This window comes from Serinicoccus chungangensis (genome assembly GCF_001483745.1).
Classification (GTDB): domain Bacteria; phylum Actinomycetota; class Actinomycetes; order Actinomycetales; family Dermatophilaceae; genus Ornithinicoccus; species Ornithinicoccus chungangensis_A.
The window spans coordinates 254,927-275,697 of sequence record NZ_LQBL01000002.1; the positions used below are offsets into that span (position 1 = coordinate 254,927).

At 74.1% G+C, this 20,771-nt stretch carries 22 protein-coding genes; 8 read left to right on the forward strand and 14 right to left on the reverse strand.

The features are described 5' to 3' along the window. The first annotated feature begins 35 nt into the window (after nucleotides 1-35). A complete protein-coding gene (locus tag AVL62_RS01430; protein WP_058889900.1) occupies nucleotides 36-1,619 on the forward strand; it encodes an inorganic phosphate transporter in 1,584 nt (527 codons plus the stop codon). Nucleotides 1,620-1,659: 40 nt separating this feature from the next. On the opposite strand, the gene AVL62_RS01435 is transcribed toward AVL62_RS01430, so the two are convergent. Continuing rightward, nucleotides 1,660-2,427 (reverse strand): sugar nucleotide-binding protein, encoded by a 768-nt coding sequence (locus tag AVL62_RS01435; protein ID WP_058889901.1) that lies wholly within the window; start codon nucleotides 2,425-2,427, stop codon nucleotides 1,660-1,662. A 57-nt stretch (nucleotides 2,428-2,484) separates the two neighbouring features. Between AVL62_RS01435 and AVL62_RS01440 the strand changes: the two genes are divergently transcribed. The 4 genes from AVL62_RS01440 to AVL62_RS01455 all read left to right on the forward strand — a co-directional run bounded on the left by AVL62_RS01440 (nucleotide 2,485) and on the right by AVL62_RS01455 (nucleotide 6,610). Beyond that, nucleotides 2,485-3,318: a DUF72 domain-containing protein gene (locus AVL62_RS01440; RefSeq protein WP_058889902.1), complete on the forward strand. Its 834-nt coding sequence runs from the start codon at nucleotides 2,485-2,487 to the stop codon at nucleotides 3,316-3,318. Nucleotides 3,319-3,350: 32 nt separating this feature from the next. Beyond that, the gene (locus tag AVL62_RS01445) at nucleotides 3,351-3,755 is read left to right on the forward strand and encodes a secondary thiamine-phosphate synthase enzyme YjbQ (protein WP_058889954.1); all 405 of its coding nucleotides are present in this window, start codon (nucleotides 3,351-3,353) and stop codon (nucleotides 3,753-3,755) included. Nucleotides 3,756-3,827: 72 nt separating this feature from the next. Then, nucleotides 3,828-5,174 (forward strand): MFS transporter, encoded by a 1,347-nt coding sequence (locus tag AVL62_RS01450; RefSeq protein ID WP_058889903.1) that lies wholly within the window; start codon nucleotides 3,828-3,830, stop codon nucleotides 5,172-5,174. Continuing rightward, nucleotides 5,171-6,610, forward strand: a complete 1,440-nt coding sequence (locus tag AVL62_RS01455) for a pyridoxal phosphate-dependent decarboxylase family protein (RefSeq protein WP_058889904.1) — start codon at nucleotides 5,171-5,173, stop codon at nucleotides 6,608-6,610. Before AVL62_RS01450 ends, AVL62_RS01455 begins: the two co-directional genes overlap by 4 nt. Before the next feature lie 20 nt (nucleotides 6,611-6,630). Here the strand turns inward: AVL62_RS01455 and AVL62_RS01460 are convergent, their stop codons facing one another. Then, a complete protein-coding gene (locus AVL62_RS01460; protein ID WP_058889905.1) occupies nucleotides 6,631-8,103 on the reverse strand; it encodes an MFS transporter in 1,473 nt (490 codons plus the stop codon). Between the two features lie 284 nt (nucleotides 8,104-8,387). On the opposite strand from AVL62_RS01460, the gene AVL62_RS01465 reads away from it, so the two are divergent. After that, entirely contained in the window at nucleotides 8,388-8,777 is a 390-nt protein-coding gene (locus tag AVL62_RS01465; protein WP_083518580.1) for a hypothetical protein, read from the forward strand. Here AVL62_RS01465 and AVL62_RS01470 read toward each other — a convergent pair. Then, a complete protein-coding gene (locus AVL62_RS01470) occupies nucleotides 8,767-9,051 on the reverse strand; it encodes a helix-turn-helix domain-containing protein (protein WP_058889906.1) in 285 nt (94 codons plus the stop codon). The genes AVL62_RS01465 and AVL62_RS01470 overlap by 11 nt on opposite strands. Before the next feature lie 32 nt (nucleotides 9,052-9,083). On the opposite strand from AVL62_RS01470, the gene map reads away from it, so the two are divergent. Together map and AVL62_RS01480 are read left to right on the forward strand one after the other, a co-directional pair. After that, the gene (gene map / locus AVL62_RS01475; RefSeq protein ID WP_058889907.1) at nucleotides 9,084-9,860 is read left to right on the forward strand and encodes a type I methionyl aminopeptidase; all 777 of its coding nucleotides are present in this window, start codon (nucleotides 9,084-9,086) and stop codon (nucleotides 9,858-9,860) included. A 60-nt stretch (nucleotides 9,861-9,920) separates the two neighbouring features. Then, nucleotides 9,921-10,280: a hemerythrin domain-containing protein gene (locus tag AVL62_RS01480; protein WP_235585452.1), complete on the forward strand. Its 360-nt coding sequence runs from the start codon at nucleotides 9,921-9,923 to the stop codon at nucleotides 10,278-10,280. Between the two features lie 27 nt (nucleotides 10,281-10,307). On the opposite strand, the gene ychF is transcribed toward AVL62_RS01480, so the two are convergent. The 11 genes from ychF to AVL62_RS01535 all read right to left on the reverse strand — a co-directional run bounded on the left by ychF (nucleotide 10,308) and on the right by AVL62_RS01535 (nucleotide 20,703). Beyond that, complete coding sequence (gene ychF, locus AVL62_RS01485) at nucleotides 10,308-11,393, reverse strand: redox-regulated ATPase YchF (RefSeq protein WP_058889909.1); 1,086 nt, start codon at nucleotides 11,391-11,393, stop codon at nucleotides 10,308-10,310. A gap of 83 nt (nucleotides 11,394-11,476) precedes the next feature. Next, a complete protein-coding gene (gene arfB / locus AVL62_RS01490; protein WP_058889956.1) occupies nucleotides 11,477-11,917 on the reverse strand; it encodes an alternative ribosome rescue aminoacyl-tRNA hydrolase ArfB in 441 nt (146 codons plus the stop codon). A gap of 67 nt (nucleotides 11,918-11,984) precedes the next feature. After that, a complete protein-coding gene (locus tag AVL62_RS01495) occupies nucleotides 11,985-12,932 on the reverse strand; it encodes an alpha/beta hydrolase (RefSeq protein ID WP_235585453.1) in 948 nt (315 codons plus the stop codon). Continuing rightward, entirely contained in the window at nucleotides 12,929-13,663 is a 735-nt protein-coding gene (locus AVL62_RS01500) for a 3-hydroxybutyrate dehydrogenase (protein WP_058889910.1), read from the reverse strand. Before AVL62_RS01500 ends, AVL62_RS01495 begins: the two co-directional genes overlap by 4 nt. Then, nucleotides 13,660-14,295, reverse strand: a complete 636-nt coding sequence (locus AVL62_RS01505; RefSeq protein WP_058889911.1) for a TetR/AcrR family transcriptional regulator — start codon at nucleotides 14,293-14,295, stop codon at nucleotides 13,660-13,662. Before AVL62_RS01505 ends, AVL62_RS01500 begins: the two co-directional genes overlap by 4 nt. Beyond that, nucleotides 14,292-15,863 carry a class I adenylate-forming enzyme family protein gene (locus AVL62_RS01510; protein ID WP_058889912.1) on the reverse strand — a complete coding sequence of 524 codons (1,572 nt, stop codon included), beginning with the start codon at nucleotides 15,861-15,863 and terminating at the stop codon, nucleotides 14,292-14,294. The genes AVL62_RS01505 and AVL62_RS01510 overlap by 4 nt, the downstream gene beginning before the upstream one ends. Then, complete coding sequence (locus tag AVL62_RS01515; RefSeq protein ID WP_083518581.1) at nucleotides 15,860-17,023, reverse strand: branched-chain amino acid ABC transporter permease; 1,164 nt, start codon at nucleotides 17,021-17,023, stop codon at nucleotides 15,860-15,862. The genes AVL62_RS01510 and AVL62_RS01515 overlap by 4 nt, the downstream gene beginning before the upstream one ends. Continuing rightward, nucleotides 17,020-17,895, reverse strand: a complete 876-nt coding sequence (locus AVL62_RS01520) for a branched-chain amino acid ABC transporter permease (RefSeq protein WP_058889913.1) — start codon at nucleotides 17,893-17,895, stop codon at nucleotides 17,020-17,022. The genes AVL62_RS01515 and AVL62_RS01520 overlap by 4 nt, the downstream gene beginning before the upstream one ends. Next, the gene (locus tag AVL62_RS01525; RefSeq protein WP_058889914.1) at nucleotides 17,892-18,695 is read right to left on the reverse strand and encodes an ABC transporter ATP-binding protein; all 804 of its coding nucleotides are present in this window, start codon (nucleotides 18,693-18,695) and stop codon (nucleotides 17,892-17,894) included. The genes AVL62_RS01520 and AVL62_RS01525 overlap by 4 nt, the downstream gene beginning before the upstream one ends. Then, nucleotides 18,692-19,495 carry an ABC transporter ATP-binding protein gene (locus tag AVL62_RS01530; RefSeq protein ID WP_058889915.1) on the reverse strand — a complete coding sequence of 268 codons (804 nt, stop codon included), beginning with the start codon at nucleotides 19,493-19,495 and terminating at the stop codon, nucleotides 18,692-18,694. The genes AVL62_RS01525 and AVL62_RS01530 overlap by 4 nt, the downstream gene beginning before the upstream one ends. After that, nucleotides 19,492-20,703, reverse strand: a complete 1,212-nt coding sequence (locus tag AVL62_RS01535) for a substrate-binding domain-containing protein (protein WP_419177475.1) — start codon at nucleotides 20,701-20,703, stop codon at nucleotides 19,492-19,494. Before AVL62_RS01535 ends, AVL62_RS01530 begins: the two co-directional genes overlap by 4 nt. Between the last annotated feature and the right edge of the window lie 68 nt (nucleotides 20,704-20,771).

The window sequence follows — 20,771 nt, forward strand, 5'->3', positions numbered from 1 at the left end:
GCGGGCCTCCGTCCCCGCACCCGCGGGTGAAAGGTATGGCCCCGGTGAAGCTGACGGAGTATCGCCAGATCGAGCACATCACCACCCGCGGTCCGGCCCAGCTCCGCCGGCTCGCCCTGGCTGCGGTGTTCCTGGCGGGGGTGATCGTCTTCACCCGCGCCCAGTTCGGTCACCTGGACCACGCCTGGCTGCTCGTCGCCGCCGCCCTCATCGGCGGCTACATGGCGATGAACATCGGCGCCAACGACGTCGCCAACAACGTCGGGCCGGCGGTCGGCTCCCGGGCCATGACCCTGGGGACGGCGATCGTCATCGCCGCCGTCTTCGAGGCGGCCGGCGCGATCATCGCCGGCGGCGACGTGGTGAGCACGGTCAAGAACGGCATCATCGACCCCGCCGACATCGGCGATCCCATGGTCTTCGTGTGGGTGATGATCGGGGCCCTGCTCGGCGCGGCGATCTGGCTCAACATCGCGACCTGGCTCGGCGCCCCGGTGTCCACGACCCACTCCATCGTCGGCGGGGTCATGGGCGCCGGCATCGCCTCCTCCGGGTTCGCGATCGTCAACTGGCCGGTCATGGGCGCCATCGCCGCCAGCTGGGTCATCTCGCCCCTGGTCGGCGGGCTGCTGGCGGCCGCCCTGCTCTACGTGCTGGAGCGCAAGGTGCTGTGGCAGGTGGACCCGGTCCAGTCCGCCATCCGCTACCTGCCCTACCTCCTGGGGCTCATGGCCGGGGCCTTCACCACCTACATCGCCCTCAAGGGCGTGCAGAACGTCGTGGCGATCAGCACCCCGGTCGCCTTCGGGCTCGGCGTGGTCGCCGGTGTCGTCACCTTCCTGCTCACCCGCCCCGGCATCGCCCGCCGGTCCTCCTCCCTGCAGCAGTCGCGGGAGGGCGTCAACACCCTGTTCACCATCCCCCTGGTGGCCGCCGCGGCGCTGCTGTCCTTCGCGCACGGCGCCAACGACGTCGCCAACGCGGTCGGCCCCCTCGCGGGCGTGGTCGAGGCGCTCACCAGCGGCGGGGTCGGCGCGGACGGCGAGGCCGGCATCCCGCTGTGGGTGCTCGTCATCGGCGCCATCGGCATCTCGCTCGGGCTGGCGCTCTTCGGCCCGCGCCTCATCCGCACGGTCGGCTCCGAGATCACCCAGCTGGACCGCTCGCGGGCCTTCTGCGTGGCCCTCAGCGCCGCCCTGACCGTCATCGTGGCCAGCCAGCTCGGGCTCCCGGTCAGCTCCACCCACGTCGCCCTCGGCGGCATCTTCGGGGTCGGCTTCCTGCGCGAGTACCTCGACCAGCGGATGGCCAAGGCCGTCGAGGACGTCCTGCACAGCCACCAGGGCGACGAGCACATCGCCGAGGTCGAGCGGATGCTCTACACCTTCGTCAACGCCGACGCCGAGACCAAACGCGACATGCTCCACCAGCTCAGCGACATGGGGCACGAGGCCGTCATCACCGCCGCCCAGCGGCGCAAGCTCAAGAAGGCGCTCAAGCGCCAGCAGGTGCGGCGCGAGCACCTCTTCCGGATCGTCTCGGCCTGGATCATCACCGTGCCGGCCTCGGCGGTGCTGTCCGCGCTGTTCTACTTCGCCCTGCGCGGGATGATGGTCTGACCCTCCGGGCCGGATCCGGGCCGTCGGGCCGCGCCGCGGCTCACGTGCGCGCGGAGAAGGGCCGGATGAGGTCCTCGTCGCCGACCAGGCGCGTGTCGTGGTCCAGCTCCTCGTGCTCCTGCACCGTCCACGCGTGCCCGGTGACCCGCGCGACGTGCCGCACCACCTGCGGGAAGGTCCACGCGTCGGCGGCGTTGCCGTCCAGGTGCACGGTCCCCGCCCGCCCCGAGGTCGCCAGGTCGGTGAGCGCGGCTGCGGTGTCCGCCATCCAGGAGGTCGCCGGGCGCCACCGGCGACTGGCGCGGACAACGCCTCCCGAGGCCTCCGCCTGGGCGGCGAGCTGGGCCACCATGTTGTTGCCGACCCCGTCGGGGTCCGCCTGCCAGCCGATGCGGGCGACGACGGCCCGCGGGTGGGCCTCGCGCACCGCCACCTCGCACCGCGCCTTGTAGCTGCCGTAGTCGTCGGTCGCGGTCGGGGCGTCCGAGGGACGGAACGGGCCGTCCGGGTCCCCCGGGGCGTCGCCGAAGACCGACACCGAGCTGGTGACGACGAAGGGCAGCTCGTGCTCCCGGGCGTATGCCGCCAGCCGCCCCGCCCACGCCTCCGCCCCCATCCCGAGGTGGAAGATGCCGGCCGGCCGGAGCGCCGTGAGGAAGGCCCGCCCCGCCGCCACGTCGTCGGGCGGCACCGCCGCGCGGTCCCAGCCCACGACCTCCCCGCCGAGCCCGACCACCCGGGCCGCCACCTTCGGCGCCACCGTGCCGTTCAGTCCGGTGATGAGCCAGGTCCCGTCCATCCGCGCCATGGCGGCACGCTACCGGTGCGGCCTGCGCCCGCCCGGCGGAGGGCATACCGTCGGCGGATGGGCACCGTGCGCGTCGGGATCTCGGGCTGGCGGTACCGCCCGTGGCGCGGGGAGTTCTACCCGCCCGGGCTGGTGCAGCGGCGCGAGCTGGAGTACGCCGCGCAGCGGTTCTCGACCATCGAGCTCAACGGCTCGTTCTACTCCCTGCAGCGGCCGGAGAGCTACCGGCAGTGGGCCGAGCAGACCCCGGAGGGCTTCGTCTTCGGGGTCAAGGGCAGCCGCTTCATCACCCACCTGAAGAGCCTGGGCGACGTCGACCAGGGACTGGCGAACTTCTGGGCCTCGGGTGTGCTCGCCCTCGGCCCGAGGCTGGGCCCGGTCCTGTGGCAGCTGCCGGCCCGCCACCGCTACGACCGGGAGCAGCTGCGCGACTTCCTCTCCCGGCTGCCGCGGACGACGGCGGCCGCCCTGGACGTGGCGCGCGGCCACGACGACCGGGTCGCGGACCGCACCTGGCTGCAGATCGACGCCGACCGGCCCCTGGAGCACGTCCTCGAGGTCCGCCACCACGACTCGTTCGCGGGCAACCTGGAGTTCCTGGAGCTGCTGCGCGAGCAGCGGGTCGGCGTGGTCGTCGCCGACAGCGCCGGGCTGTGGCCCTTCTTCGACGCGGTGACCAGCCCGGTCGTCTACGTCCGGCTGCACGGCGACAGCGAGCTCTACGTCAGCGGCTACTCCGACGAGGCGCTGCAGACCTGGGCCGGTCGCGTCGAGCGGTGGCGCGAGGAGGCCGACGTCTACGTCTACCTCGACAACGACGTCAAGGTCCGCGCGCCGTACGACGCCGCGCGCCTGGCCGGCCTGCTGGGGGTGGACGTGCCCCCACCCTGACAGGGCGCGCGCGATCGGCCATGCTGGGGCCCATGCGGACCACGACGCTGAACCTGCGGACGGGGGGCGACGAGGTCGTCCTGGACCTCACCCGGGAGTGCGCGAGCTTCGTCTCGGGGCTGGGCGACGGGCTGCTGCACGTCTTCGTGCCCCACGCGACGGCCGGGCTGGCGATCATCGAGACCGGCGCCGGCTCCGACGACGACCTGCTCGCCGCCCTGGGCGACCTGCTGCCGGCCGACGACCGCTGGCGGCACGCGCACGGCACGCGCGGCCACGGACGCTCGCACGTCATGCCCGCGGTCGTCCCTCCCTACGCCACCGTCCCGGTCGACGGCGGGCGGCTCGCCCTCGGCACCTGGCAGTCCATCTGCCTCGTCGACCTCAACGTGGACAACGCCGACCGGTCGGTGCGGCTGGACTTCCTGGAGGGCTGACCCCGGACCCGGTCCGGCTCCGGTCCGGGCGCGCCGGGCACCGGGACCCGGGGGCTGGCTACCCTGCTCACCATGAGCCGCCCCCTGCCCCGCTCTGCGGTGCTGGGGTATGCCGTCGGCAGCGTGGGCACCGGCGGTTTCAGCACCCTCCCGGGGCTGGTGCTGGCCTACTACCTCACCGACACCCTCGCGGTGCCGGCGCTGCTGGCGACGGTGGTCGTCATCCTCCCCAAGGTGTGGGACGTGCTCATCGACCCGGCCGTGGGGGCGCGCAGCGACCGGGACGCGACCACCGGTGCCGGTCGCACCCGGCTCATGCTGGCCGGCGCCCTGACCCTGCCGGTGGGCTTCGTCGGCATGTTCGCCGTCCCCGACCCGCTCGGTGCGGCCTCCGCCGGGCTGTGGGTCCTGGTCTTCTTCGTCCTCGCGACGACCTCGTTCTCCTGCTTCCAGGTGCCCTACATCGCCCTGCCCGCCGACCTGACCGAGGTCTACCGCGAGCGCACCCGCGTCATGGCGTGGCGGATCGCCGTGCTGGCGCTGGCGATCCTGCTCGTCGGTGCCGGTGGCCCCGCGCTGCGGGACGCCGCGGGCGGTGGCCGGTCCGGCTACCTCACCATGGCGCTGGGCATCGCGCTGCTGCTCCTCGCCGGCATGGTGACCACCGTCGTCACCACCCGCGGCCACCTCCGCCGTCCGCCGGTCGCGGCGCCCGGGACCGGCGGCGGCTACCACGCCGGCCTCCTCGCCTGGCGCGAGGTCACGGCATACCGCGTCCTGCTCTCGGTCTTCGTGTTGCAGGCCGTCGCGACCGGGGTGATGCTGGCCGCGGCGCAGTACGTCGCGACCTACACCCTCGGCGACCAGAGCGCGCTGACGCTGCTCTTCGCCGCCCTCGTGGCCCCCGCCCTGCTCGTCATGCCGCTGTGGACGCGGTATGCCGCCTCCCGCGGCAAGCGGGCCGCCCTCACCGTCGCGTCGGGCCTCTTCGCGACGGCCTGCCTCGGCCTGGTCGGGATGCTGTGGCTCCCGGGCGCGTGGATCTACGTCCTGGTGGGGGTCGCGGGGGTCGCCTACGCCGGGATGCAGCTCTTCCCGCTGGCGATGCTGCCGGACGTCGTCACCGCGGCCGGTCGGGGCCGGGGCGGCGCCATGAGCGGTCTGTGGACCGCGGGCGAGACGGCCGGGCTGGCCCTCGGCCCGGTCGTGGTCCTGCTCCTGCTCGCCGGGACCGGCTTCCGCTCCAGCACCGCCGCCGAGCAGCTGGCGCAGCCGGCCGCGGCGCAGGCCGCGATCGTGCTCGCCTTCTCGGTCGTCCCGGCCGCCCTCGTCTCCCTCAGCCTGCTCGTGCTGCGCCGCTACGTCGACCCCGGCGCACCCAGCAGCGCGCCCGTCCCCGCCCCGGAAGGAACCGCATGAGCGAGCACGACGAGCAGGTCCTCTCCCTCCTCGACACCTACCGCGCGCACGACGCCCCCACCCACGGCGGCCGCGTGCTCAGCTACGTCTACGACAGCGGGCTCGCCGAGCTGGACGCGCTCGCCGGCCGGGCCGCGGCCCGGGTCCAGGCGGTCAACGGTCTCGACCCGACCACGTTCCCCTCCGTCGCGCTGATGCAGGCCGACCTGCTGTCCTTCGCCCGGGACGTGCTGCGCGGCGCCCCCGGCACCAGCGGCGCGGTCACCTCCGGCGGCACCGAGAGCATCATGCTCGCCGTGCTCGCCGCCCGGGAGCGCTGGCGCGAGCACCATCCCGGGGACCCGCGCACGCCGCGGGTGGTGGTGCCGTCGACCGCGCACGCCGCCTTCCACAAGGCCGCCCACTACCTCGGGCTGCAGATGGTGACCGTCCCGGTCGACCCGCGCACCGGCACCCTCGAGGCGGACCGCCTCGCCGCGCACCTCGACGACGCCACCGCGCTCACCGTCGCGAGCGCGCCGGCCTACCCGCACGGCGTGCTCGACCCGGTGGCCGGGATCGCGGCGGCGGCGGCCGAGCGGGGCATCCCCTGCCACGTCGACGCCTGCGTCGGCGGGTTCGTGCTGCCGTGGTGGGAGGGGACGCCGCCGTGGGACCTCGCGGTCCCGGGGGTCACCAGCATCTCGGCCGACCTGCACAAGTTCGGCTACGCCCCGAAGGGGGCCTCGGTGCTCCTCCTCGCCGACCCGGCGCTGGACCGGGCCCGCTACTACGCGCTGACCGACTGGCCCGGCTACCCGGTCGTCAACCCGACCGTGCTCGGCTCGCGCTCGGCCATGTCCCTCGCCGCGGCCTGGGCGGTGGTCACCCGGCTCGGGACGCAGGGGTATGCCGAGCTCACGGCCGGGGTGGCCCGCGCGACCGCCGAGGTCCGCGAGGTCGTCGACGGCACAGCGGGTCTGCGGGTGGTCGGCGAGCCGACCGGGCCGCTGCTGGCCGTCGGCACCGACCCCGACGTGCCCCGGCCGGAGCAGGTCGACCCGCACGCGTGGGCGCAGGCCGTGGCGGCGCGGGGCTTCGTGCTGCAGGGGCAGCCCGCCCTGACCCAGGCCGACGGGACCGTCCTGCCGCGCACGACCCACCTCACGCTCACCCCGGCGAGCGCGAGCGTGCTGGACGAGCTGGGGGCGGCGCTGCGCGCCGGTGCCGACGACGTCCGCGGGCAGGCGGCCGCGCCCGTCGAGGCGGGCGGCCCCGTCACCGACCTGCCCGACCCGGTGGCGCTCGCCCGGGCCGCGCGGGAGAGCGGCGAGCTCGACCTGCCGGCGGTGCTGGCCCTCGTCGAGGCCCTGCCCCGCCCGCAGAGCGCGCGCCTGCTCGTCGACTTCCTCGCCGCGTTCACCGCCCCGCCGACCGGCCGGCCGTCACCCGACTGACCACCCCCTGGACGTCACCCCTACCCCGGGACGCCGCTCTCCTCCTCGTCGGCCGCCGCGGCCTCCGCGCGACGACGACCGTCCCAGACGGCCGCCGCGAGCGCCGCGAGGAGCAGCACCAGCGCGGTCCCCAGTGCCGCCCGCAGCCCGGTGGCCGCGTCGTCACCGCTTCCGGCCCCGACCTGGTAGGCCGTCACCAGCACGGCCGCACCGATCGCCGAGCCCACCCGCTGCCCGGTCTGCAGGGCTCCCCCGGCGGCCCCGCCCATCCGCTGGGGGACCTGCGCGAGGGTGAGGGTGAAGTTGGGCGAGACGACGGCGCCACCACCCAGACCGGCGAGGAGCAGCGGCGCCGCCAGCGCCAGCCACAGCCACGGGCTGTCCTGCGCCGGGCCGACGAGGACCCCCAGCACGACCAGACCGCTCATCATCACCAGGAGGGCGCGCACGACCAGCACCCGCCCGACCCGGGTCACCGCCCGCCCGGCCCACGGCGAGGAGACCGCCGAGCCGACGGCGAAGGGGGTCAGCAGCAGACCGGTCACGAGCGTGGAGTAGCCGAGGCCGTCCTGCAGGAAGATGGACAGGACGAGGAACACGCCGGTGAAGCCGGTGAAGTAGAGCGAGCCCACGACGATGCCGTTGGCGTAGCCCGGGGTGCGGCGGAGCAGGTCGACGTCGAGCAGCGGCATCCCCCCGGTGCGGGCCAGCCGCTTCTCGTAGGACAGGAACGCCCAGGCGAAGACGGGGACCCCGACGAGGAGCACCAGGGCCCAGAGGTCCCCCGACTCCAGGGCGACGACCGGGAGCAGCAGGCACATGACGGCGGCCCCCAGCAGCAGGGCGCCCACGAGGTCGAGCCGCGGGTCCGACTCCTTCCCGCGCAGGTCCGGCACGATCCGGGCGATGGCGACGAGCAGGACCAGACCGATGGGGACGTTGACGAGGAACACCCAGCGCCATCCGCCCTCCTCCCCCGCCAGGGTGATGATGATCCCGCCGAGGACCGGCCCGATGCCGGAGGCCACCGACACCACCAGGCCGAACAGCCCGAAGGCGCGCCCCCGCTCGGCCCCGGTGAACAGGTCCTGGATGAGGCCGGTGTTCTGCGGGGCCAACAGCCCCGCCGACAGCCCCTGCACCAGCCGGGCCGCGACGAGCACGCCGGCCGTCGGCGCCAGCCCGCACGCCGCGCTGGCCAGCACGAACCCGGCCAGCCCCACGAGCATGATCCGGCGCCGGCCCCAGGCGTCCCCGAGCCGGCCGCCGGTGACGAGCATGAGGCCGAAGGTGAGGGCATACCCGGACACCACCCACTGGATGGAGGCCGCCGAGGTGTCCAGACCCTCGCGCATCGAGGGGATGGCCACGTTGACGATCGTCACGTCCAGCAGCGACATGAAGCCGACCGCCAGGGTGACGGCCAGGATGCGCCAGCGGGCGGGATCGGGGTCGTGGGTGGTGTCGGTCCGGGAGGTGCGGTCAGCCGTCACGTCGTGCTCGTCCAGGTCACCGACCCATGCTAGGCGGCACCACCGACAGCCGCCCCTCGACGCGGATGCCCGCCCACCGGCTCGTGCCGTGCTCCTCCACGCGCGCGCCCGGCAGTCGCCCTGGACCATCAGCCGCCCGGTCCACCATCAACCGCCAGGTCATCCATCAGCCTCGTCGAGGAGGACGACGGTTGACGAACCGGCCGAGGGTAGACGAACCGGCCGAGGGTAGGGGCGGCAGACCCCGATATCCTGGAGCCCCGACCGACCCGAGAAGGAGCACCATGCAGAACTCGTCCATGCCGCGCACCACCATCCTCCTCGGGGTCGTGCTCGTCGCCGTGGGGGTGGTCGGCTGGCTCGCCGCGGGGATGTCGAGCTGGACCGCCCTCATCCCGGCCGTCCTCGGCGTGGTGCTGGCGGTCTGCGGCCTGCTGGGCCGCAGCAACCCGAAGGTCTGGATCCACGCCGCCCTGGTCGTGGCCCTGCTCGGCGCCCTCGGGACCATCCGCAACGTCCTGGGCCTGGCCGACCTGGCCTCCGGGGACGCCGAGCGCCCGCTGGCGGTGGTCGCCGGCACCATCACCTTCGTGCTGCTGGTCGCCTATCTCGTCCTCGGCATCCGCTCGTTCGTCGCCGTGCGCCGCGAGCGCCGGCAGCAGGTCAGCGGCTGAGCCGCTCACCGGCCGGGTCGATGCCCGACCCTGCCGCCTCGACCTCGCCCCACAGGTGGTCCAGGGACACCCCCAGCACCACCGCCAGGGCCGCCACCACGGGGAAGGACGGCGTGGCGATGCGTCCTGTCTCGATCTTGCGCAGCGTCTCAGGGGACATCCCGGCCGCCAGCGCGACGTCGAGCACGGACCGGTCGCCGCGGGCCTGCCGCAGCAGGAGCCCCAGACGCCGACCTCGCTCGCGGTCCTGGGCGGTGAGCGGGAGTCTGACCATGGTAGGACGATCATACCGGTATAGTTATCGGTATGGTGGAGATCCTCACCCCTGAGCAGCTGGACCGGGCGCGCGGGGCCGGCCGGCTCGTCGGCGAGATCCTCGCGACGGTCCGCGAGCGAGCCCGCGCGGGCACCAACCTGCTGGAGATCGACCGGTGGGCCGAGGAGATGATCCGCGGCGCTGGCGCCGAGTCCTGCTACGTCGACTACGCACCGTCCTTCGGGAGCGGCCCCTTCGGTCACTACCTCTGCACCTCGGTCAACGACGCCGTCCTGCACGGCCTGCCGCACGACGAGACCCTGGTCGACGGCGACCTCGTCAGCCTCGACCTCGCACTCCTCCTGGACGGGGTGGCCGCGGACGCCGCGGTGAGCTTCGTGGTGGGCGGGTCTGCCCGCCCGCAGGACGAGCGGATGATCGAGACGACCGAGCGCGCCCTCGCCGCGGCCGTCGCGGCCGCCACGGTGGGCGCGCGGACCGGCGACGTCTCGCACGCCATCGGCACGGTCCTCGCCGAGGCGGGGTATGCCGTGAACCTCGAGTTCGGCGGGCACGGCATCGGCACGACGATGCACCAGGACCCCCACGTCGCCAACGACGGGCGCCCCGGTCGTGGCTACCGTCTCCGGCCGGGCATGCTCCTCGCGCTGGAGCCCTGGGTGATGGAGGACACCGACCGCCTGGTCACCGACCCCGACGGGTGGACGCTGCGCAGCGCGACCGGCTGCCGGACCGCGCACAGCGAGCACACGGTCGCGATCACCGAGGCCGGCCCCGAGATCCTCACCTCTGCCCACCCGGTCTGAGGGGTAGGCTGCCGGCGACGTCGCGTGCCGGTGGCAGACCGTGCCAGGCATGCTGCCGGTGTGCCGGGCGAGCCGGCCACCCGGGACCTGCTGCTGTTCTCCCACGGCTTCTGCACGGCGCTCACGGCGCACCACGTCGGTGAGGACAGGGAGCTGTTCCCCGCGGTCGCCGCTGCCCACCCGCACCTGCGCGACACGCTGCGCTCCCTCGAGCAGGACCACTCGATGATCGCCCACCTGCTGGGTGCCCTGCAGACGGCGGTGGACCAGCGCGCCGGCGCCTCCGAGCTCGACCGCCACCTCGAGGGCGTCGCAGCCGTCATGGAGTCGCACTTGCGCTACGAGGAGCGTCAGCTCCTGCCCGTCCTCGAGACGCTCCGGCTGGACGCCGAGGTGAGCACCGTCCTCGGCCCGCTGTGACGGTGGCCGAGCTCCAGCAGGCGCGGCTCAGACGTTGAAGCGGAACTCCACCACGTCGCCGTCGGCCATGACGTAGTCCTTGCCCTCGATGCGCACCTTGCCGGCCTCCTTGGCCTTCGCCATGGAGCCGAGCTCGTCGAGCGCGTCGAAGCTGACGACCTCGGCCTTGATGAAGCCGCGCTCGAAGTCGGTGTGGATGACCCCGGCGGCCTGCGGCGCGGTCGACCCCTGGCGGATCGTCCAGGCCCTCGACTCCTTGGGCCCGGCGGTGAGGTAGGTCTGCAGGCCCAGGGTGTCGAAGCCGACCCGGGCCAGCTGGTCCAGCCCCGGCTCGGTGACGCCGACCGACTCCAGCAGCTCGCGCGCCTCGTCCTCCTCGAGCTCGGCGAGGTCGGCCTCCAGCTTGGCGGACAGGTAGATCGCCTCGGCCGGCGCGACGGTGGCCGCCAGCTCGGCGTGGAGGGCCTCGTCGGTGAGGCCGTCCTCGTCGAGGTTGAAGACGTAGAGGAAGGGCTTGGTGGTGAGCAGACCGAGGCCGCGAGCGATCGACCTGTCGACACCGGCGGCCTCGCCCGCGGCATACAGCGTGTCGCCGCGCTCGAGCACCTGCTGGGCGGCGAGCGCGGTGTCGAGGACCTCCTTGCCGGTCCGCTTGCCCTTCACCTCCTTCTCCAGGCGGGGTATGGCGTTCTCCAGCGTCTGCAGGTCCGCCAGGACGAGCTCGGTGTTGATGGTCTCGATGTCGTCGCCGGGGCTGATCCGGCCGTCGACGTGCACGACGTCGTCGTCACGGAAGGCACGGACGACCTGGCAGATCGCGTCGGCCTCCCGGATGTTGGCGAGGAACTTGTTGCCCAGCCCCTCCCCCTCGCTGGCGCCGCGCACGATCCCGGCGATGTCGACGAAGCTCACCGTGGCGGGCAGGATCTTGGCGCTGCCGTGGATCTGCGCCAGCCGCTCCAGGCGCGGGTCCTTGAGCGGCACCACCCCGATGTTGGGCTCGATCGTGGCGAACGGGTAGTTCGCCGCGAGCACGGAGTTCTTGGTCAGCGCGTTGAAGAGCGTGGACTTGCCCACGTTGGGCAGGCCGACGATTCCGATGGTGAGTGCCACGGGGACAGGAGTCTAGTCGGCGTGGCGGGCCGCCAGGACCGTGCCCGGCGGACCCGGGCCGACGGCCGGTCGCCCACCTGGGCTCACTCCGCGCCGGGGCGACGGCGCAGCTGCTTGACCTGCGAGCGCCTCGTCTTCGCCTCGGCGCGTCGACGCCGGGAGCCACGGGTGGGCCTGGTCGGGCGCCGCACGGTCGGCGGGGTCACCGCCTCCCGCAGCAGCTCGGCGAGACGCCGACGGGCGGCGGCCCGGTTGCGCAGCTGGGTCCGGTGCTCGCTCGCGGTGACGGTGAGCACGGTGCCGGACAGCCGGCTCGCCAGCCGGGCCAGGACCCGCGCGCGCAGGTCGTCGTCCAGCGCCGTGGTTGTGGCCAGGTCCAGGCTGAGCTGCACCCTCGTGTCCGCGGTGTTGACGCCCTGCCCTCCGGGCCCGGAAGAGCGGGAGAACTGCTCGACCAGCTCGTCGGCGGGCACCCGCAGACCCTGCGGGGCACCCGGGCCCGGGGTCACCTCGAGGTCGTCCACCCGGCCAGTCTGGCCCATGCCACCACCGCGAGCGCCGGCCGGAGACCCGTGACGTCGGCCTGCGGCCTCACCGCAGGTCCGCCTCCAGGTGCGGCAGCAGCTGCCGCACACCGTGCGCGCCGAGCACGACGGTGTAGTGGTTGACGTCGTCGACGGCCACCAGCCGCAGCGTGGGAAGCTCGCGCGTCCACCGCTCCCGGGCCGCGTCCGGGTAGAGCGGCGGCACCTCGTCCATGAGCCCGCGGGGCGCGACGTACCACGTCACCGGCCGCGCCGGGACGCCCTGCAGCGACGCCTGGACGGACGCGCCGTCGACGAGGTCGCGGATGTCCTCCTCCAGCGCCGCCGGCCGGGTCGCGGGCGAGAGCTCCGGCTCCTCCCCCACCAGGTCGTAGTCGACGTAGGCCGTGACGACCTCGTCCCGGTACGGCCCCAGGGCCGGGTGGTCGGACCAGAACTCCCGGTATGCCGTGCGGCTGGGGAAGGTCATCCGCAGCCGGTCCGCGGCCGGCCCCAGCACCGCGGCCGCCACGTCCTGCGGCGCGACCCCCGGCGGCGGGAGCAACGGCATACCCCCGTCGACCAGGTGCAGGCTGCGCACCAGGTGCGGGTGCCGGTCGGCCAGCACGAGCGCGACGAAGGCCCCCATCGAGTGCCCGACCGCGACCGCGTCGCGCACACCCAGGTGGTCGAGGGCGGCCGCCACGTCGTCGGCGTGCCGCGGCATGCCGTAGGGCGCCGGGAGGTCGCGGGAGCGTCCCCGCCCCCGCAGGTCGGGGGCGACGAGGCGCACCCCGGGCAGGGCCCGGGCGAGGGCCGCCCAGGAGACGTGGGAGGCGGTGATGCCGTGGGTCAGCACCGCGGTGGGCGTCGCCGCGCCCGTGGCGGCAGCGTCCTCGGGCTCCCACACGCCGACGTGCAGGTCTCCCCCGTCGACCGGCACCGCGACCGCGCGGTAGCGGGGGCCGAGGACGGCGGAGACGCTCTCCGGCAGCTGCTGGGTCGTGGTGCTCACTGGGCCGTCCACCCCCCGTCCATGGTGGATGACGTGCCCGTGACCATGGCCGCGTCGTCGGAGACGAGGTAGGCCACCAGGGAGGCGACCTCCTCCGGCTCGACGAGGCGCTTGACCGCGGAGCGGGTCAGCATGATCTTCTCGACCACCTCGTCCTCGCCGATCCCGTGGGTGGCCGCCTGGTCGGCGATCTGCGCCTCCACCAGCGGCGTGCGGACATAGCCCGGGTTGACGCAGTTGCTCGTCACCCCGTGCCCGGCCCCCTCCAGCGCGATGACCTTGGAGAGCCCCTCGAGCCCGTGCTTGGCCGAGACGTAGGCCGACTTGAACGCCGAGGCCCGCAGCCCGTGCGCCGAGGAGACGTTGACGACCCGGCCCCAGCCCCGGGCATACATCCCCGGCAGCGCGGCCCGCGCCAGCAGGAAGGGCGCCTCGAGCATGAGGCGGTGGATCAGCCGGAAGTCCTCGGGTGCGAGCTCGTGGACCGGTGCCACCCGCTGCACCCCGGCGTTGTTGACGAGCACGTCGCAGTCGACGGCTCTCGACTCCAGCGTCGCGGTGTCCGACAGGTCCACCGTCCAGGGGCGGGCGCCGATCTCCTCGGCGAGCGCCGCCGCCCCCCGCTCGTCCCGGTCGGCGACGACGACGTCCAGGCCGTCCGCCGCCAGCCGGCGGGCGACCGCGGCACCGATGCCGCTCGCCCCACCGGTCACGATCGCTGTCCGGGTCATGTCCGCTCTCCGTCCGTCGTCGGGGTTGGCGCCAGCGCGCCCTCGATCAAGGCCATGAGCTGCTCGAAGACGGGCTCCGGGATCCGCCCGTCCTGCTCCCACAGCACCCAGCGCATGCCGATGAGCTCGCCGGCGCCCATGAGCGCCCAGGCCGCCACCTCCGGGTCGAGACCACGGATCTCGCCGCGCCCCATCGCCGACTCCAGGCCCGCGGCATACCCCGAGCAGATGTCGTCGTAGTGCGTGCGCATCACCTCGGGCGAGACGAACTCGGCCTGCCGGATGATGCGGTAGAGCGCCGGGTGCTCCGCGGTGAAGGCGAAGAAGGCGCGGAAGCCCGCGCGCTCGGCCTGCAGCCGGTCCGGCGCCGCCGAGGACGCCTCGCTCATCGCCTGGCGGACCCGCCGGGACAGGTCGCGCACGACCTCGTCGAAGATCTCCTTCTTGCCGGTGAAGTGGACGTAGAACGTGCCCAGCGCCACTCCGGCCAGCTCGGTGATGCGCACGATCGAGGCGTCCGGGTAGCCGACCGTCGCGAAGACGTCCTCCGCGGCCTGCAGGAGCCTGGCCCGGGTGCGGGCACCCCGGGGGGTGCGGGGGGCGGGTCGCGGGGTGGTCTCCCCGAGGCTCACCGGTCCGCCTCCTGCCGCAGGGCGTGCGCCACGAGCGCGCGCACCGCCCCCTGGTCGGTCTTGCCGATCCCAACGGTCGGCAGCCCGGGGACCGCGACGACCCGGTCGGGCACCTTGAACGAGGCCAGCAGGCCGCGGCAGTGCTCGACGAGGTCGTGCTCGTCGGTGGCGACCCCGGGTCGCAGGACGACCGCGGCGACACCGACCTCGCCCCAGCGCTCGTGCGGGACGCCGACGACCGCCGCAGCAGCGACCGCCGGGTGCCGGCGCAGCGCGGCCTCCACCTCCGCGGGGGCGACGTTCTCCCCGCCGCTGATGTAGATGTTGCGCAGCCGGTCCACGATCCGCAGGTAGCCGTCCTCGTCCCGGGTGGCGACGTCCCCGGTCCACAGCCACCCGTCGTGCAGGACCGCCGCGGTGGCCTCCTCGTCGTGCAGGTAGCCGGAGAACAGCCCCGACCCGGCCACCAGCAACTCGCCGGTGCCCGCCCCCACGACCCGCTCCCCGGTGGCCGGGTCGGCGAGCGCGACCTCGACGTGCGGGTAGGCCACGCCGGCCCACCCGGCGCGCCGGGCGGCCTCGTGCGGGGGCAGGCACAGGACGTTGGGCCCGGCCTCGGTCAGCCCGTAGCCCTGCGTGAGCGCGACCCCGCGCGCGTGGAAGGTGCGCAGCAGGGGTGGCGGCATCGGCGCACCGCCCACGACGGCGCTGCGCAGGCTGGAGAGGTCGGCGTCGGCGAAGGCCGGGTGCTCGGCGAGCAGGAGGTAGTGGGTCGGCACCCCCATCATCGTGCTGACCCGGTGCTCGGGGACGAGGCTCAGCACGCGGCCGGGGTCGAAGGTGCGCTCCAGCACGACGGTGGCGCCGGTCCACCAGGCGAGCAGCGGCTGGATGTTCCACCCCCCGGCGTGGAACTGCGGCAGCACCGACAGCACGACGTCGCGCTCGGTGAGCTCCAGCGTCCGTGACAGGGACAGGTTGGTCCACCAGCAGGTGCGGTGGGACAGGACCGCGGCCTTGGGCTCGCTGGAGCTGCCCGAGGTGAAGACGACGAGCAGCGCGTCCTCGTCCTGCACCGGCTCCACGGGTGCCGGGGAACGCCGGGTGAGCGCGTCCAGCACCCCCGGGCGCGCCAGGTCGGTGAGGTATGCCGTGGGCACCGGCTGCAAGAGCAACGCACCCAGCTCGCGGGTCAGGGACCCGGTCTCCTCCTCGGCGACGAGCAGGACCGGGTCGAGCAGGCGCACCTGGCGGGCCAGCTCGACCGGGGCCAGGCGCCAGGACAGCGGTGCGAGCGCGGCCCCGACCCGGGCGCAGGCGAAGAGCAGGACCACGTGGTCCGCGCTGTTGCCGACGAGGGTGGCCACCCGCGTCCCCCGTCCGATCCCGGATCCGCGCAGGAGGGCGGCCAGCTGCTGCACCCGGTGCTCGAGCTCGCCGTAGCTCAGCGCGACCCCGCGGTCGACGATCGCCGGGTGGGCCGGCGCGATGCGGGCCCGGTCCGCCGGCCAGCGGCCCAGGGTGTGCTGCCCGTCGGCCGGTGCGCCCCCCGGCGTCGTCGCGCTCATGCGCGGGAACCGCCGGCCGTCGCCACCTGCTGCTCGTCGTCCACGTCCTCCAGCCTGTCAGCACCCTCGGTCGACCCGCCAGACCCGGCCGCACCGCGCCACCGGCGGACCCGCGCGACCGTCCCGGCGAGGCCGCCGGGCAGGAACAGGACGACGAGGACGAAGAGGGTGCCGAGGACGAACATCGGCTCCGAGAGCGGGATCCGCAGCGGCGCCGGGAGGTCGTGCACCCACGGCGCCTGGGCCAGCACGGTGAGGCGCTGGTTGAGCAGGACGTAGAGGACCGCCCCCGCGACCGCGCCCCACCGGGAGCCGACGCCGCCGATGACGACCATGAGGAGCAGCGAGATGGTGAGCTCGGCGCTGACGATGTGGGGGACCGCGCCGGAGTTGAGCAGCAGGTGGACCATGCCCATGCCGACGGCGATGACCGACGCGGCCACGAAGATGGCCAGCTTGACGAGGAACGGCCGCATCCCGAGCACCCGGACGCGCAGCTCGTTCTCGCGCACGGCCGCCGCCACGTGCCCGGCCCGGCTGCCCTGCACCCAGGAGACGAGCAGGAAGGCCAGCACGAGGGCGGCCAGCGCGAGCCAGTAGAGGTTGCGCGTGTCGGCGACGCCCACCAGCGCGTCCGGCACCTGCTCGGTCGGGAGCCGCAGCCCCTCCTCGCCGCCGGTGACCCGGCCGGGGTCGCGGCGGACCAGCACCGACCCGGCCTGGGCGAAGGCCAGGGTGACCATCGCGAAGGGGATGCCGGTCATCCGCAGGCTGACGGCGCCGAGGAGGAGGGAGATGACGACACCGGCCACCAGGACCACGAGGACCGACGGCACGAGGCCCAGCTCCAGCTCGGACATGACGATGCCCAGCAGGTAGGCCCCCAGCCCGAAGTAGAGCGCGTGGCCGAAGGAGAGCAGCCCGGCGACCCCGAGCAGCAGGTGGTAGGACAGCGCCAGGGCGGCCATGACCATGGCGAGCGCCAGCAGGTGCAGGGTGCCCGGGGTGTAGGTCGGTCCGGGCAGCACCCCTGGCAGGCGCAGGTCGAGCAGCGGCAGGCAGGCGAGCAGCAGCACGAGGGCGGGGGGCGTCAGCCGGCCGGCCCAGGCGCGGGCGCCGCCCCGGTATGCCGTCCCGCTCGCGGGTGTCGACGGGCTCATGCGCGCCTCCCCATCAGTCCGGAGGGCCGGGTCAGGAGCACCACGGCCAGCAGCACGACGACGGCGAGGTCGCCGGTGCCCCAGAGGTAGTAGTTGGCGAACTGCTGCAGGAGCGCCACCAGCACGGAGGCGATCGCCGCGCCGGTGAGGCTCCCGAGCCCGCCGATGACGGTGACGATGAAGGCGAAGATGAGCAGGGTCTGGCCGAGCAGCGGGGAGACGTAGCCGAAGTAGTGGCTGGCCAGGACACCCCCGAGGCCTGCGGCGATGCCGCCGATGGTGAAGACGAGGGTGAAGGCGGTGCGGACGTCGATGCCGAGGGCGGTCACCATCGCGCGGTTCTCCACCCCGGCTTGGATGATCATGCCGTAGCGGGTGCGCTGCAGGAACAGCACCATCCCGAGCAGCACCAGCCCGGCGACGAGGATCGCCACGAAGCGGTCGTTGGGCACGTTGGCGCCGAGGACGGCTGTCGTGCGGCCCATCCAGGACGGCCCGGTGATGAACCTCGGGTCGGTACCCCAGATGCCGTCGAAGAGGGCGACCGCGGCCAGGCCGAGCCCGACGGTGACCAGCACCTGCTCGATGTGCCGCTCGTAGAGGCGCTGCACGAGCAGCCGCTCGGTCAGCGCCGCGAAGAGGGCGCCGGCCAGGGCCCCGACGAGCAGCGACGCGGCGAAGCCGGTCCACGTCGTCGCTCCCAGCCGGGAGGCCACCTCGAAGCCGAGGAAGGCGCCCAGCGAGAGGAAGACGCCGTGGGCGAAGTTGAGGACGTGCATGAGGCCGTAGATGAGGGAGAGCCCGGAGGCGACCAGGAAGTAGATGGCCCCCAGCCCCACCCCCGTGAAGAGCAGCAGGACGACGGTGCTCACGCGGGCCCCTCCTCGTCGTCGGCCCGTCGCGGGGCGCTGTCGGGACCGGTGTCGGCGTGGACCCCGAGGAGGCGCTGGGTGAGCTCCTCGTCGGCCAGCAGGTCGGCGGCGGGACCGTGGTGGACGCTGCGCCCGTCGGTCAGCACCACGGCGTGCTCCGCCAGGTCGCGGACGACCTGCAGGTTCTGCTCCACGAGCAGGATGGGGGCCACCTGCGCGGCCCGGGCGAGCACGCGGCTGACCTCCTGGACGAGCCGGGGCGCCAGCCCCTTGGTCGGCTCGTCGACGAGCAGGACCCGGTTCTCGTTGAGGAGGGCGCGGGCCAGGGAGACCATCTGCTGCTGCCCGCCCGACAGCGTCCCGGCCGCCTGGGCGCCCCGCTGCTCCAGCTCGGGGAAGAGGTCGTAGACGAGGTCGTAGCGGTGCTCGCTGCCGCGCCGCTCGGCCAGCCGCAGGTTGTCGGTGACGGTGAGCCCGGCGAAGACCTCCCGGTCCTCGGGGACGTAGCCGACCCCGCGCCGGACGACGAGGTGGGTGGGCAGGGTCACGAGGTCGGTGCCGTCCAGCTCGACGGTGCCGGAGCGTCCGACGAGGCCGAGGACGGCCTTGATGGTGGAGGTCTTGCCCACGCCGTTGCGGCCCAGCAGCGCCGTGACGTCGACCGGTGCGACGTCGAGGTCGACGTGCTCGACGACCTGCTGGCCGGCCACGTGCGCGCTCAGGTCGCGCACCCGCAGGACCGGGTGGGCCGTGGACGGGGTGCCCGCCCGGGTGTCCTCGCGGGGCGACGTGCTCGTCATACCGACTCCCCGAGGTAGGCGCTCTGGACGGTCGGGTCGGCCATGACCGCCTCCGGCGTGTCCAGGGCCAGGAGGTGGCCGAAGTGGAGGACGGCGACCCGTTCGACCAGGCCCAGCAGCACCTCCATGTGGTGCTCGACCATGAGCACCGTGCAGCCGTGGTCGCGGTGCAGCCCGCGGATCACCTCGGTGAGGCCGGGCACGTCGCCGGAGGCCACGCCCGCCATGGGCTCGTCGAGCAGGACCACCTGCGGGTCCGTCGCCAGCAGCATGGCGATCTCGAGCTTGCGCTTGTCGCCGTGCGGCAGGTCCGCGGCGCGGTGCCCGGCCCGGTGCGCCAGCCCCACCTCCTCGAGGAGCTCGTCGGCCCGCCGCGAGGCGGCGTCCCCGGCGCGGGGCCGGCTGACGAGCGAGAGCGCGCGACCCCGGGTCACCTGCGCCGCCAGGCGGGCGTTCTCGTGCACGGTGAGGCCGGGGAAGATCGAGGAGGTCTGAAAGGTGCGGCCCAGGCCGGCCACCGCACGCCGGGTGATGCTGACGCGGGTCACGTCCCGGCCGGCGAGCAGCACCTGGCCGGACGTCGGCTGGTGCACGCCGGAGACGAGGTTGAACAGCGTCGTCTTGCCGGCGCCGTTGGGGCCGATGACGCCCACGATCTGCCCGGTGGGGACGGAGAAGGTGATGTCCTCCAGGATCTGCGCGCCACCGATGCGCAGCGAGAGGTCCCGGACCTCCAGGGCGGGGGCCGCGTCGCCGTCCGCCGCCCCCGGCGCCGGACCCGGTCGGGTGGGGGCGCTCACTCGCCCGAGGCCTCCGGCGGCGCCACCTCGTCGGCGGGGACCGTGTCGATGACCTCGGGCACCCACGCGTCCCCGTCCTGCACGAGGCGGGCCGTGAACATGTCCTGGACCAGCGCGTGGTCTCCCTCGCGGACGGTCGTGGTGCCCTTGGGGCCCTCGAACTCCCAGCCCTCGAGCGCGTCGACCATGGCCTGGACGTCGTCCCCGCCCTCGGCGACGGCGTGCACGATCATCTGGCCGGCCACGAAGCCGTCCACGGTGAACAGGTCGGGGGTGCCGCCGGCCTCGGTCACGTGGTCCACGAGGGCCTGGTTGACCTCGTTGTCGGTCGCCGAGGGGAAGTAGTGCGACAGGAAGGAGATCTGCTCCCCCGCGTCGCCGTAGGCGGCGAAGGTGGCCGAGTCGGCCAGGCCGGTGACGACCGGGGCCGCGTCGAAGACGTCCTGCTGGGAGAGGGACTGCCACATGGTGCCCGCGGTGGCCCCCGCCCACGCCACGAAGATGAGGTCGGGGTCCTCGTCGACGACCTGACGGGCGAAGCCGGTGAACTCGGTCGCGTCCTCGGGGACGAGCACGCTGGTCACGTCCGCACCCTCGGCACCCAGCACGGCCTCCACGGCGGCCAGGTTGCCCTGGCCGAAGGCGTTGTCCTGGGCCAGGACGACCACCCTGCCGGACTCGTCGTCGAGCATGGCACCCGCGGTCGCGACGTCCTGGAAGCTCTGGCGCCCCGAGCGGAAGGTGAACTCGTTGACCCCCGTGATGGCGTCCGTCGCCGCAGGACCGGAGATGTAGAGGACCTCGTTCTGGGCGGCCTGCTCGGCCATCGCCGTCGCGATGCCCGAGACCACGGTCCCCCCGAGGATGCGGTAGTCCTGGCCGATGAGGTCCTTGGCGGCGGCCACGGCGGTGTCGGGGTTGCCCGCGTCGTCGCGGTACTCCAGCTCGATGGTCGTGCCGTCGACCTCGCCGGTGCCGTCGGTGGCGTGGTCGATGCCGGCCTCCAGGCCCTGCCGGTACTGCTCGCCGTAGGCGGCCAGCGGCCCGGTCTCGGAGTAGATGATGCCGACCGAGGCGGTGCCTCCCGACGACTCCTCCCCGCCGGCCGCCTCGCCTCCGTCACCCCCCTCGGGGCTCGAGGGCGCGCACCCGGCCACGGCGAGGACGGCGGTCGCGGACATGAGGGCGATCAGGGGACGTGCGGACACCTCGGACACTCCTTCGTGCGGGCCAACATGAAAGGTGATTCATGTTTCGCTCAAGGTGTGCGGCCCGC

Bases quoted from the DNA above. Each gene is read 5' to 3' on its own strand.
- AVL62_RS01430 (WP_058889900.1), top strand. From the start codon at position 36: ATGGCCCCGGTGAAGCTGACGGAGTATCGCCAGATCGAGCACATCACC.
- AVL62_RS01435 (WP_058889901.1), bottom strand. From the start codon at position 2,427: ATGGCGCGGATGGACGGGACCTGGCTCATCACCGGACTGAACGGCACG.
- AVL62_RS01440 (WP_058889902.1), top strand. From the start codon at position 2,485: ATGGGCACCGTGCGCGTCGGGATCTCGGGCTGGCGGTACCGCCCGTGG.
- AVL62_RS01445 (WP_058889954.1), top strand. From the start codon at position 3,351: ATGCGGACCACGACGCTGAACCTGCGGACGGGGGGCGACGAGGTCGTC.
- AVL62_RS01450 (WP_058889903.1), top strand. From the start codon at position 3,828: ATGAGCCGCCCCCTGCCCCGCTCTGCGGTGCTGGGGTATGCCGTCGGC.
- AVL62_RS01455 (WP_058889904.1), top strand. From the start codon at position 5,171: ATGAGCGAGCACGACGAGCAGGTCCTCTCCCTCCTCGACACCTACCGC.
- AVL62_RS01465 (WP_083518580.1), top strand. From the start codon at position 8,388: ATGCAGAACTCGTCCATGCCGCGCACCACCATCCTCCTCGGGGTCGTG.
- AVL62_RS01470 (WP_058889906.1), bottom strand. From the start codon at position 9,051: ATGGTCAGACTCCCGCTCACCGCCCAGGACCGCGAGCGAGGTCGGCGT.
- map (WP_058889907.1), top strand. From the start codon at position 9,084: ATGGTGGAGATCCTCACCCCTGAGCAGCTGGACCGGGCGCGCGGGGCC.
- AVL62_RS01500 (WP_058889910.1), bottom strand. From the start codon at position 13,663: ATGACCCGGACAGCGATCGTGACCGGTGGGGCGAGCGGCATCGGTGCC.
- AVL62_RS01510 (WP_058889912.1), bottom strand. From the start codon at position 15,863: ATGAGCGCGACGACGCCGGGGGGCGCACCGGCCGACGGGCAGCACACC.
- AVL62_RS01515 (WP_083518581.1), bottom strand. From the start codon at position 17,023: ATGAGCCCGTCGACACCCGCGAGCGGGACGGCATACCGGGGCGGCGCC.
- AVL62_RS01525 (WP_058889914.1), bottom strand. From the start codon at position 18,695: ATGACGAGCACGTCGCCCCGCGAGGACACCCGGGCGGGCACCCCGTCC.